The sequence below is a fragment of the Micrococcus sp. LASM2_SD2 genome (genome assembly GCF_057364565.1).
The window spans coordinates 1-11,060 of the sequence record NZ_JBNFOB010000057.1 but is presented as its reverse complement, the minus strand read 5'-3'; the positions used below and the strand labels follow the sequence as shown (position 1 = coordinate 11,060).

Here is an 11,060-nt window from a genome sequence, read left to right as displayed (position 1 = left end):
GAGCGTGCCGGCGTGGACACCGTGGTGCTGACCGCCGGCGGCGGGGCCGACCGGGTCCGTGAGGTGGGGCGGCTGACCGGCGTGCGGGGCCGTCGTGCGCAGGCGCGTGGCCGCAGGGCGAGGGTGCTGACCCTGCCCGTGGCGCGGCTCGGGTGGGCTCCGGTGGGACCGGCACCGGACCTCGAGGGCTGGTGGGGCGGCTGGGCCTGAGACTGGGCGCCTTCTGGGCGGAGCCTTATCGTGTCCGCCCCGATTCCTCGTGTGCGGTGTGTGCCCACTGGACACTGTCTCGGTGGCAGCGGGTGCGCTTCCCATCCCTACTCGCATGGAGGAATCCCCATGAAGAAGAACCTGGCCTGGCTGGCCGTTCCAGCCGACCTTCGGGGACACCTACACGTGGAACGACGGCGTCGCGGTGACCGTCGGCCAGCCCCAGCCTTTCACGCCGTCCGCCGGCGCCTTCGTGGAGGATGAGGCCTTGAGGGCGCAGGCCCACTCCTTCGACGTGACGGTGGAGAACGGCTCCGGGGAGCCGATCGACAGCATGGTAACGTCCCTGCAGGCGAGCTCCGGCGGTGAGCAGAGTGGCATGGTGTACGACGCGGCGGCGGGCCTCGACACCCCGACCGTGAGCATCCAGCCGGGCAAGTCTCTGAACTTCAAGGTGGCCTTCACCCTGAAGGACCCGGCGGACATCAACATGGACGTCGCACCGACCTGGATGCACGACTCCGTCAACTTCGCGACCCGCTGACGCGCGGCTGACGGCCAGGCCGTCCGAGGGCTTCCCGACGGCAGCCGCTCGCCCCCGGTGCCCGCCTCCAGCGGGTGCCGGGGGCGTGGCCGTCCCGGCTCAGGCAGAATCGAGGGCACGACCTGCCCCTGACACGCGCCGTCCTGGCGCAGCGAGGAGAGACCGACGTGATCACGACGGGGAGCCTGGACTTCGTGGCCGTGGACATGGAGACCGCCAACGCACAGCGGGCGTCCGTGTGCGCGGTCGGCATCGCGCTGGTCCGTGAGGGCGAGGTGGTGGCTACCGAGAGGCTGCTGGTGCAGCCGCCCACCGGCGTGGACTCGTTCTCCGCGCTGAACCGCGGCATCCACGGCATCTGCGCCGAGGACGTGCGGGGCGCACCCGGATGGGAGGAGGTGGCCGGTCAGCTCGAGGTGCTCGGTGCCCAGCTGCCACTGGTGGCGCACAACGCCGCCTTCGACCGCGGCGTGTACGAGGCGGCCTGCGCTGAGGTGGGGCGCACGACGCAGCCGATGGAGTGGCTGGACCTGCTGGAGCTGTCCCGGCGGCTGCGCCCGGACAGCCCACGGCACACCCTGCCGGTGCTCGCGGAGGCCTACGGTGTGGAGCTGGAGCACCACCACGATGCCGAGCAGGATGCCCGAGCGTGCGCCGAGGTGCTGGTGGCGATCGTGAAGGACCAGGGGGTGCAGCGGCTCGGTGACCTCTGGCCGCAGGGTGGCCAGGTGAGACCGACAACGGCCCGACGCAGAACGTCGGGTTCCATGCCGACCGCGGCTGACGTGGAAGAGGACCCGGGCCGCCAGGAGTGGTTCAGCCGCGCTTCCAAGACCAAGGTCGCAGACATGCCCCAGGCGGCAGCGGATGCGGATCCGGGGCATCCGCTGTACGGCGAGCACGTGGTGATCTCCGGTCCGGTCCAGGGCCGAGACCGGTACGGCCTGTGGGAGCGCATCGCCGCCGCGGGTGGGCACCCGCAGAAGAACGTCACCAGGAAGACCACGGTGCTGGTGGCCGGAAACCGGGACGACCTCGCCGCGCTCGCGTCCGGGGACGAGGCCCTCACTGTGAACATGACGACCAAGGAGCGGAAGGCCGTCCACTATGGCGAGGCCGGGCAGTCGATCCGAGCCATGACCGCGGTGGCATTCCTGGAGGCCTTGGATGGACAGGAGCCCCGGACGGGCATCGCGGTCCTGGGCCCCCGTGGGCATGATGTCGACCGGGGCGAAGGGACGCAGGACCCGGCAGCTGCAGCACCTTCCGTCGAGGAGGCCACGTCGTCACCGGCATCCGAGACTCGGCCTGCTGTGAACGGTGCTGAACCCGAGACGTCGGCCGGCCGCACCTACACAGACTCGTCCTTCACCCCGTCCGCGCTGCGCCGCTCCCACTTCGACGAGAGGAGCGGCCCGCGGCCGTGGGAGCAGCCGGACCGCGCGGGGGAGGACCGTGCCGGGCAGTCCCGTGCGGAGGAGGGCCGCGCGTCGGGGCTGGTCGGTGAGGGCGCCGTCGACCGCCGTGGACCGGTTCCAGGGCCGCCTCGGGAGTCCGGGCGGAGCGAGGGCGTCCGTGCGGTGAAGAAGGTCGTCGGTGCGGTGATGATGCTTGCCGCGCTGTTCGGTGCGGTGATGACGGCCGCCGGTATCGGCGTGATCGTGGAGGACATGAGCGCGGGCGACGCCGGCCAGGTGGGAGTCGGGGTCGGCATGACCGCGGTGATCGCGTTCCTCAGCATCTGGCTGGCCATCACCGCACTGCGGTGGATGCGCGGCTAACCTGTCCTGACGAACGGCCCGGCATCTCGCCAGACGGTCAGGGAATGGTCATGCCCCTGACAGGGCCACTAGAGTGATGCCCGTCACTCACCTGTCATTTCGCACCTGACCGAGAGGGGCAGCCCATGAGCGCCCGCCACCCCCACATCACCCTGGCCGCCCTGGGCGCGGCCCTGGCCCTGTTCGCCTCCGGCTGCACCATGTCCGACCGGACGGACGACGGCCTGGAGACGGCCGCCGTCTCCAGCCCCACCGCTTCGGACGGCGCCGGAGAGTCGCCCGGGGCGGAGAAGAGCAGGGTGGAGCAGATCCGTGACGCCGGGAAACTGCGTGTCTGCACCACGGGCGACTACCCGCCCTTCACGGAGGAGACCGAGGACGGGGAGCTCAAGGGCATCGACGTGGACATGGCCCGGGACCTCGCCGAGACCCTCGGCGTGGAGGCGGAGTTCGTCACCACCAGCTGGGGCGATCTCATGGACGACTTCCTGGGGAAGTGCGACGTGGCGGTGGGCGGGATCTCCATGAACCCGGAGCGCGCGGAGCAGGTCTACTTCTCCGAGAAGACCCTCGAGGACGGGAAGACACCGATCGCCCGTTGCGAGGACGTGGACAAGTACCGGAGCATCGAGGACATCAACCAGCCGGGCGTCCGCTCCATCTTCCCGGAAGGTGGCACGAATGAGGAGTTCGCGCGCGAGCACTACCCGGACGGTGAGCTCATCACCCATGACAACCTGACGATCTTCGACGCCCTCGCCGCCGGCGAGGCGGACGTGATGACCACCGACCGCGCGGAGGTCCTGTACACGGACCACGAGTACGACGAGCTGTGCGCGGTGAACCCGGACGAGCCCTTCGACTACTCGGTGCAGGGCTACATGCTTCCCCAGGGCGATGACGTCTTCAAGCACTATGTGGACCAGTGGCTCATGGTCACGCTCGAGGACGGCACCTATGACGGCTTCGCCGAGCCGTGGGTGGGCGAGGCGGACCTGAACCCGGAGGACTGAGCACGGGGGTCTTGGCCCGGGGCCGAGGCCCGGTCAGGCCGCCAGCGAGTACCCGAGGAGCTGCTCGGCGACCTCGTGGCGGAGGTCCGTGAGCATGGCATGGGCCTGCTTCTCCGGGACCTCGAACTCCGCGTTGCGGCGGGCCATCACGGCCAGGCGGTCCGCGGTCTCGTTGTGCACGTCCCCGGAGTGGCCGCGCACCCAGCCCAGGTCCACCTGCAGGCCGGTACGGCCGGCCTCCTCGAGGCGCACCCGGCCGGGCTCCGGCAGCTGTGCGACCGCGCCCTCCGACTCCACGACGGCCCAGAGGACCTGTCCGCGCTCGACGCAGGCCATGACGGTGATGCCGGAACGCGCGGCGACGGCGGCCAGCGCAGGCATCATGCGGCGGGCCGCTCAGCCCTGGATCGTGTGCAGGCGCCGGGCGCCGTCCTCCACCCCGTACACGGCGCGGGTGCGCACCGGGGCGCCCACCTCGCTGACGTAGTCCACCACCTGGAAGCGGGCCTCCAGCAGGTCCGCGGTGGCGTCCACGCGCAGGTAGCCGCGCAGGTCGTTGTTGAACTTGATGTGCGGGTTCCAGGCGAGGGCGCCGGTGGCGGAGTCCGAGCCGTCGCCGCCGGAGGTGATGGACGTGGTGATCAGTTCCACGCCCACGGACTCGGAGGACAGGTCGTCGAAGTCGGCCTTGACGTCCGAGGCGAAGGCCTCGTGGATGTCCCCGGTGAGCACCACGGGGTTGCGGACGCCCGCGGTGCGCCAGGCGTCGATCACCCGTTCACGCGAGGCGACATAGCCGTCCCACGTGTCCATGTCTCCCCACAGCAGGGGGCCGGAGGTGCGGTCGTACTGCACGAACGGGACCTGCTGGGTGAGGAAGTCCCAGCGTGTGGTGGAGGTGGTGAACCCCTCGCGCAGCCACTGCTCCTGCTCGGCGCCGGTGATGGTGCGGCGCGGGTCCCGGGCGTCCTCGTCCACCACCTTGACCAGGTCCAGGTTCGCCTGGTCCGAGCGGTACTGGCGGGTGTCCAGGAGGTGGAAGGTCGCCAGGTCGCCCCAGTGGATGCGGCGGTAGAGCTGCATGTCGATCCCCTGCGGCACGGAGGAGGCGCGCAGCGGCATGTTCTCGTAGTAGGCGCGGAACGCGGCAGCCCGTCGGCGAAGGAAGTCCGGGTCCCAGATCTCCGGGGTCTCGTCCGCCCAGTTGTTCTCCAGCTCGTGGTCGTCCCAGATGACCAGCCAGGGCGCGGCGGCGTGGGCCTCCTGCAGGTCCGGGTCCGTCTTGTACTGGGCCATGCGGGCCCGGTACTGGGCGAGGGTGCGGGACTCCCCGTTCCTGTGGGCGCGGGGGACACCGGAGGAGACCGGGTACCCGTACGGCATGATCTCGTAGTAGTAGTCGCCCAGGTGGACCATCAGCTCCGGCTTCTCCGCGGCCATGTGCCGGTAGGCGGTGAAGTAGCCGTGCTCCCAGTTGGCGCAGGAGGCCACGGTGAAGGCCAGGTGGCCGGGGTCCGTGCCCGGGCGCGGGGCGGTGACCGCACGGCCGGTGCGGGAGACGTGGCCGTGGGCGCGGAAGCGGTACCAGTGCTCGGTGCCCGGTCGCAGCCCGGTGAGCGTGACGTGCACGGCGTAGCCGCGGGAGCGGTCCGTGGTGGCCGTGCCGGCACGCACGATCTTCGAGAACTGCGGGTCCGTGGCCACCTGCCACTCCACGGCGAAGGACAGGTCCGGCATGCCGCCCAGGCCGTCCTCGTTGAGCGGCTGCGTGGCCAGGCGGGTCCAGATCACGAAGCCGTCCGGCCACGGGTCTCCGGAGGCCACGCCGAGGCTGAACGGGTTCACGCCGGTGGCCGCCTGGGCGGTGCCGGCCGAGGTACTGAGCAGGGCGGCCGCGGCCAGGCCGACGGTGCCGGTGGTCAGGACCGTGCGCCGGGAGGGCAGAGCGAGCGGGGACTGCGTGGAGGAGGCATGCGAGAGGTCCATGGGTCGCGAGTGTGGTCCGCGCAGGTGGCCGTCTGGTTACCCGCAGGTAGTCAGTGGGTTCGTGGGGATAGAGGGACGGGGAAGATCCGCTGTGCTCCGGGTGTGGGGCAGATGGGTTGAATCGCTTGTCCTGTCCGGTCCCGCCCGTAGGGTCTGCCCCATGGCGATCGACGGAAGACAGGAGACCGGCGTGCGTGCAGGGGACGTGGAGGTCGGCATGCCGCCGCGTGAGGGCGTGGAGCTGATGGAGATGCCGGAGCCGGCGTCCGAGCTGTGGTGGCAGCACCTGCGGCAGTTCTCAGGGCAGGGCTGGCACCGGCTCGAGTCCGTGGGGCAGATCGCGGACCTGGTGCATGCGCTCGGGGAGGAGGTCGACGGGCTCACGCTCGAGGACGACGACCCGGTCACCCGCTACGCGCAGATGTACTACCTGGGGGAGGGCCGCTTCCAGCTGGAGATCGCGAAGGTGGTCCCGGAGGGTGCCTACAACTGGCGCATCGGTGCAGGCAGCCACGCCGAGGAGGCCGGCAACGCCCCGGACACCTGCGCCGCCGAGGAGCAGCTGCTGAACCGTGCACAGCTGATCGAGGTGCTGACCTCCTGGGCGCAGGGCCATGGCCTGCCGCTCGGGTACGGGTCTGCGCTGCACTGCTACGGAGACGCGACGCTCTGAGCCGGCGCGGCGGCAGTTCAGCCCCGGCGCCAGGTGAAGCGCGGTCGCCGCTTCTGGGCGAAGGCGGTCCGGCCCTCGGCGAGGTCGCCGGAGGTCGGGGTGCCGGACCACGCCTGTACCCAGGCATCGGTGTAGTCGGGCGAGCCGGCGGCGAACGCGTCGACCAGGCGCAGGTGATGCTCGGCCGCGTAGGCGGAGCGGGATCTGAGGGTCTCGAGGAGGCCGGCGAGGCGCTCCTCGAGGACGGCGGACGGGACCGTCTCGCTGACCAGCCCCCAGTCCTCTGCGACTGCGGGGGAGACCTCCTCGCCGGTGAGGAGCAGCCGCTTGGCGCGCAGCGTGCCCACGCGTTCCACGAGCTGCTCCAGGCCCGGGCGCGGGTAGAGGACGCCGAGCTTGCCGGGTGTGATGGCGATGCGAGCGGTGTCCGTGGCGAGCACGTAGTCCGCCGTGGCCGCGATCTGCCAGCCGCCGCCCATGCACACGCCCTCCACCACCGAGACGACCGGCTGGGGGAGTGAACGCAGTGCCGCGTCGGCCCGGCTGAACAGCTCGTCGCCCGGGGCGGGCAGGGTGCCGTCCTCGGTGGTGAAGAGCAGCTCGTCCATCCGGTCGATCGCCACCCCGGCCGAGAAGTCGCCTCCGGCGCCCCGCACCACGACGACGGCCGCCTCCTTGTCCTGTCCGATCACCTCGCACGCGTGGATCAGTTCACGGCACATCTCCGGGGTGAGTGCGTTCCGTTGGGCGCGGTTGTCCAGGGTGAGGGTGGCGACGCCGTCGGCGGTGGAGACGCGGATGCGGGCGGTGTCCGCTGCGTTCAACGCTCAGGCCTCCAGTTCAGATCGGCGGTGACGGAGCTCCCGCTGTGTGCCGTGCAGCGGCGACCCGGAGAAGGGCAACGTCGAGAGATCGATCCGCGCGGCGGCATTCAATGCGCCGGTCATGGCCGCCCGAGCCGCCTTCATCGGTAGCCCGATGCTGTTGGCCAGTGCCTCCCAGTGCCGGCGTCTCAGGTTCTTTGTCCGGCCGTCGACGGACAGGGCCATGGACATGTCCCGGTACAGCACCGTGCAGGGCACGTCATAGACCGGTGCGATGTCCCAGCGTCCGGTCGCGCCCTGCAGGACGGACACGTTCTTCGCATGGAGGTCGCCGTTGCCGGTCAGCCACGCGTAGAGGAACTGGAGGTAGAGGTTCCGCGCTGCGGTGGGGCGGTGCGGAGTGAGTCCGGCCAGGACATTGATGACTTCCTCTGTGGTGACGTTGTACTTGTGCGCGGGGTAGATGCCGAGGGCCTGGCCCGCGTCCTCCAGCGCGAGGCGGGCGGGGACGCCGGTGCTGCTCGGTGGACGATCGAAGCGGGCGACGAGCAGCCCCTCGAGGCCATTGCGATCCCGCACCACCGAGTACCCGGAGACGGGGATGCGGAGTGCCGTGGCGTGGCGCAGATGCAGTGCCTCGTTGGCCACCAGGTGCGGATGGTTCGGCGGGTCCAGTTTCAGCAGGGCACTGCGTCCACGGAGGTGCACGGGCACATTGACCATGGATGCGGACGCCTTCGTCTGAACTCCCGGCAGGGCGTGACGGTCGGGCAGATCGGCAAGAGTCGTGAAGTCCAGGGACCCTGGGTCGTCTGCGGCGAGCGGGCTCTCTTCGGCGAGTTGCGCTCCGCGGGGTGCGATCTGCACATCGCCGGGCACGTCGGTGCCGACGGCGAGGAGGAGAGTGAGCTCGTCGTCGGCAGAGGTTTTGGTTGCCCTGCGCAGGACGGTCAGGCGGTGCCCCTCGGGGAGCAGTCCTGAGAAGAATGGGGGCAGGCCGCCGCCGGGGGCTGTCACGGGCTCGGGTCGAATGGGCAGGGTAGAAGCCACCGGTGCGCCGCTGTACCCCTCGAGGTAGCGGAAGGTGATCAGGCCTCGTTCGTCGCGCGTCAGGGTGCCCGCACGGACTCCGGCCTTGTAGACGTCCGCGTCGGTGACCCGTTTGAGCCCGTCAAGGCCGGAGGTCGTCATCCGGTCACCTCAAGTTCCAGTCCGAGAACTTCCATGACGGATAGCACCGACGTCAGCGTGCTCTTGCCGGTGCCGCGCTCGATCTGACGGACGGTCGCATCTGAGACCCCTGCCAGGTCAGCGAGCTGCTGCTGGGTGAGGTGGAGTTCCTTGCGCATGGCTCGGACACGGTCGCTGATCTTCGTCAGTGCCGCATCGGAGGAGACTGCACGGGTCGTGGGCATGTCTCCATAGTGGCAGAAGAGACCGAGAAATCCGAAGGAATCTTCGGAAACCCCTAGGGGGTGCCGGCTGTAGAGGGGTTGCGGACGGTAAATCCGAAGAAAATCTCGGAACTCATGCTGCTATGCCCTCACTGCGCTCCTCGCGGACGTCGTTCCGAAAAATTCTTCGGAATACCGTGCTGCGCACCCACGTCTTAGACTGCGCCGCAGAGCATCGCAGGCACCGGAAACGGCGCAGTCTAAGACGTTGGGGTTCACCTCTTTCGGCGCAAGAATGGCCGGAATAGACTACACCGCCGTGCTCTGAAAGGCCCGCTCCATGCCCTCTCCTCAGAACCTCTCGAAATTCGTGTGGGGGATCGCGGATCAGCTGCGGGGTGTGTTCAAGCCGAACCAGTACGGCACGCTCGTCCTGCCCATGACCATCCTGCGCCGCATGGAGGCGGTCATGGCCCCGCACCGTGAGTTCTTCGCGGAGCTCGCCGCCAAGAACACTCCTGCCCCGATGATGGCCAACCAGGTCCGCAGCCGCGCGGGCCTGAGCTTCTACAACACGAGCCCGTTCACGCTGGAGAACCTGCTCTACGAGCCGGACCTGCTCCGCACCAACCTCATGGCCTACGTGGACGGCTTCAGTCAGAACGTGGCGGACCTCTTCGCGTACTACGAGTTCGACAAGACGGTCGCCAAGCTGGACGAGCACGACCGCCTCTTCCTGGTCCTCCAGCAGTTCGCCTCCATCGACCTTTCCCCGGACACCGTCTCCAACGCGGACATAGGCACCCTCTTCGAGGACCTGATCCGCCGCTTCGCCGCCGCCTCCAATGAGACCGCCGGTGAGCACTTCACCCCGCGCGACGCGGTGAAGCTCCTCGTGGACCTGCTCACCGCCAACGACGACGACGTCCTCACCGGCTAACCGGTCCGCACTGTCTATGACCCCACGGCCGGCACCGGCGGCATGCTGTCCCTGTTGGACGAGCGCCTGCGCCGCATGAACCCGAACGCGGAGGTCCGCCTCTTCGGGCAGGAGCTCAATGAGCAGATGCTCCTATAGTTGTCAACTCGCAATCTCACCAGTGCGAGGGTCGGTCTTCACGAGGTGGTAGACCTCACGGATCACGTACCGCTTGAGGCAGCGGATGATGTCTCGCTTGGACTTGCCCTCCGCAGTGCGTCGTGCCACGTAGGCGATCGTGGGCTCGTGGAAGCGCATCCGCACGATGACCGTCCTGTAGATGGCTGCGTTCAGCTGACGGTGACCGCCGTGATTGATCCGATGCTTACCGCTGGTCATCCCTGATCCTGTAGGCACGGGGCTGATGCCGGCGAGTTTGGCGAATGCTGCCTCGCTCTTGATCCGTTCGGGATTGTCCCCGGCCACGATGAGGATCTCCGCGGCCGTGTCCACTCCGATCCCGAACTGGTCGAGCAGATGTGGCGCACGCGGGATCACGAGCTCCTTGATCATGGCCTCGAGCTCGAGGATCTCCTCGTTCAGCGACAGCCACCGCCTGGCCAGCGACCTGAGAACATGACGATTGGCCTCCTCCGGGGTGCTCAGCCCACGCGGGCGCAGGGAAGCGCAGTGGCGGGCGATCATCTTCTGCGTCTTGCCCTGCAGTACCTTGCGTAGGTCCTCGTCGGCGTGCACGAGCATCGCCTTCAACGTGATCATCGCTGCCGAGCGGCCTTTGACCGCGGTGTCGTGAGCGACTTTGAGCTGACGGATCATTCCCACGCTCCCGTCGGCGCTCTTGGACGTGGCGGTGGCGAAACCCGCAAGGACTGCGCGGGCTGCGTTCTCAGCATCCAAGGTGTCGGACTTGCCGTTCAACCGGCGCAGGCGCCGGTCTGGGCGCGAGACCTCCACGACCTTGTGCCCTTGACGACGCATGTACGAGGCCAGCCCGGCCCCGTAGGAGCCGGTACCCTCGATGCCGAACGCGATGATGGTGCCGAAGTCTGCGGCCCATTCCAGCAGCTGTTGGTAACCGAGACGGTCGGTGGCGATCGTGAGGGTCGCGAGGATCCCACCGACCGAGTCTATGACGGCGGCCACGTGGATGTGCTTGTGGGTGTCCACACCGATCACGACGTGACCGGAACGGGCGGGGGTGATCGGGCTCATGGGTGATGCTGTCCTGCGAGTGCGAGTGCGAGTGCGAGTGCGAGTGCGAGTGCGGGGGCGGCACCGACGCCGGTGGGCGGACAGGACTGTCACGGGGACACGGTCACGAAAATGCTCCAGGCTCCTATCAGGTCACGCCCGGACCAGCGGCAGTGGTCGTGCGTGCCCGGCCGTGGACTCGACAGATCAACGCCAAGACACCATGCGGGTCAATCGTAGAGATGGGTCAGAGCACCACAGCCAGGACTTCCTCATCCTCACGGAATCTGGCCCTCAGAGACTGACAGTCGTAGGAGTCTCCGACGGAGCCGACTGAGGCGGTGACCCCGGCGGTGATCAGCGCGTCCGAGTACAACAGGGACACGTACTGGGTGGATTCAATCGGTGGATGCAACACCCTCTTGCTCGAGTGACTGTAGCTGCTCGGCGAACACCTCAGTTGGAGACTTCCAGTCGAGGACCTTCCGGGGACGATTGTTGACT

The 11,060-nt window shown here is 68.8% G+C and carries 10 protein-coding genes and 3 pseudogenes; 6 read left to right on the top strand and 7 right to left on the bottom strand.

The genetic code is table 11. From position 1 onward, the window contains the following. The 4 genes and pseudogenes from AC2W7A_RS04985 to AC2W7A_RS04970 form a co-directional block, all read left to right on the top strand. Window positions 1-210: pseudogene (locus AC2W7A_RS04985) on the top strand (glycosyltransferase); the annotation flags it as partial. Window positions 211-478: 268 nt separating this feature from the next. Next, the gene (locus AC2W7A_RS04980) at window positions 479-754 is read left to right on the top strand and encodes a hypothetical protein (protein WP_485990383.1); all 276 of its coding nucleotides are present in this window, start codon (window positions 479-481) and stop codon (window positions 752-754) included. A gap of 167 nt (window positions 755-921) precedes the next feature. Continuing rightward, a complete protein-coding gene (locus AC2W7A_RS04975) occupies window positions 922-2,535 on the top strand; it encodes a 3'-5' exonuclease (RefSeq protein WP_485990382.1) in 1,614 nt (537 codons plus the stop codon). Between the two features lie 125 nt (window positions 2,536-2,660). Then, window positions 2,661-3,548, top strand: coding sequence for a transporter substrate-binding domain-containing protein (locus AC2W7A_RS04970; protein WP_485990381.1), 888 nt, complete (start codon window positions 2,661-2,663; stop codon window positions 3,546-3,548). A gap of 33 nt (window positions 3,549-3,581) precedes the next feature. Here the strand turns inward: AC2W7A_RS04970 and AC2W7A_RS04965 are convergent, their stop codons facing one another. Together AC2W7A_RS04965 and AC2W7A_RS04960 are read right to left on the bottom strand one after the other, a co-directional pair. Next, window positions 3,582-3,932: a hypothetical protein gene (locus tag AC2W7A_RS04965; RefSeq protein ID WP_485990380.1), complete on the bottom strand. Its 351-nt coding sequence runs from the start codon at window positions 3,930-3,932 to the stop codon at window positions 3,582-3,584. A gap of 12 nt (window positions 3,933-3,944) precedes the next feature. Further along, window positions 3,945-5,534 (bottom strand): alkaline phosphatase D family protein, encoded by a 1,590-nt coding sequence (locus AC2W7A_RS04960; RefSeq protein WP_485990379.1) that lies wholly within the window; start codon window positions 5,532-5,534, stop codon window positions 3,945-3,947. Between the two features lie 160 nt (window positions 5,535-5,694). On the opposite strand from AC2W7A_RS04960, the gene AC2W7A_RS04955 reads away from it, so the two are divergent. Further along, entirely contained in the window at window positions 5,695-6,207 is a 513-nt protein-coding gene (locus tag AC2W7A_RS04955; protein ID WP_485990378.1) for a hypothetical protein, read from the top strand. 17 nt (window positions 6,208-6,224) lie between these two features. Here AC2W7A_RS04955 and AC2W7A_RS04950 read toward each other — a convergent pair whose 3' ends face one another. From AC2W7A_RS04950 to AC2W7A_RS04940, 3 genes are read right to left on the bottom strand one after another with little or no spacing between them, the layout of a single operon-like run. Beyond that, window positions 6,225-7,031: an enoyl-CoA hydratase/isomerase family protein gene (locus AC2W7A_RS04950; RefSeq protein WP_485990377.1), complete on the bottom strand. Its 807-nt coding sequence runs from the start codon at window positions 7,029-7,031 to the stop codon at window positions 6,225-6,227. 3 nt (window positions 7,032-7,034) lie between these two features. Continuing rightward, window positions 7,035-8,222, bottom strand: a complete 1,188-nt coding sequence (locus tag AC2W7A_RS04945; protein ID WP_485990376.1) for a type II toxin-antitoxin system HipA family toxin — start codon at window positions 8,220-8,222, stop codon at window positions 7,035-7,037. Next, a complete protein-coding gene (locus AC2W7A_RS04940) occupies window positions 8,219-8,446 on the bottom strand; it encodes a helix-turn-helix domain-containing protein (protein ID WP_485990375.1) in 228 nt (75 codons plus the stop codon). Before AC2W7A_RS04940 ends, AC2W7A_RS04945 begins: the two co-directional genes overlap by 4 nt. A gap of 319 nt (window positions 8,447-8,765) precedes the next feature. Here AC2W7A_RS04940 and AC2W7A_RS04935 point away from each other — a divergent pair. Continuing rightward, window positions 8,766-9,503, top strand: a pseudogene (locus AC2W7A_RS04935) (type I restriction-modification system subunit M). A gap of 3 nt (window positions 9,504-9,506) precedes the next feature. Here the strand turns inward: AC2W7A_RS04935 and AC2W7A_RS04930 are convergent. Next, window positions 9,507-10,577 carry an IS110 family RNA-guided transposase gene (locus tag AC2W7A_RS04930; protein WP_485990374.1) on the bottom strand — a complete coding sequence of 357 codons (1,071 nt, stop codon included), beginning with the start codon at window positions 10,575-10,577 and terminating at the stop codon, window positions 9,507-9,509. A 226-nt stretch (window positions 10,578-10,803) separates the two neighbouring features. Further along, a pseudogene (locus AC2W7A_RS04925) lies at window positions 10,804-11,060 on the bottom strand (hypothetical protein); the annotation flags it as partial.

Excerpts from the sequence above, each read along its gene's own strand:
- AC2W7A_RS04955 (WP_485990378.1), top strand. The coding sequence starts at position 5,695 with ATGGCGATCGACGGAAGACAGGAGACCGGCGTGCGTGCAGGGGACGTG.
- AC2W7A_RS04930 (WP_485990374.1), bottom strand. The coding sequence starts at position 10,577 with ATGAGCCCGATCACCCCCGCCCGTTCCGGTCACGTCGTGATCGGTGTG.
- AC2W7A_RS04945 (WP_485990376.1), bottom strand. The coding sequence starts at position 8,222 with ATGACGACCTCCGGCCTTGACGGGCTCAAACGGGTCACCGACGCGGAC.
- AC2W7A_RS04940 (WP_485990375.1), bottom strand. The coding sequence starts at position 8,446 with ATGCCCACGACCCGTGCAGTCTCCTCCGATGCGGCACTGACGAAGATC.
- AC2W7A_RS04960 (WP_485990379.1), bottom strand. The coding sequence starts at position 5,534 with ATGGACCTCTCGCATGCCTCCTCCACGCAGTCCCCGCTCGCTCTGCCC.
- AC2W7A_RS04965 (WP_485990380.1), bottom strand. The coding sequence starts at position 3,932 with ATGATGCCTGCGCTGGCCGCCGTCGCCGCGCGTTCCGGCATCACCGTC.
- AC2W7A_RS04970 (WP_485990381.1), top strand. The coding sequence starts at position 2,661 with ATGAGCGCCCGCCACCCCCACATCACCCTGGCCGCCCTGGGCGCGGCC.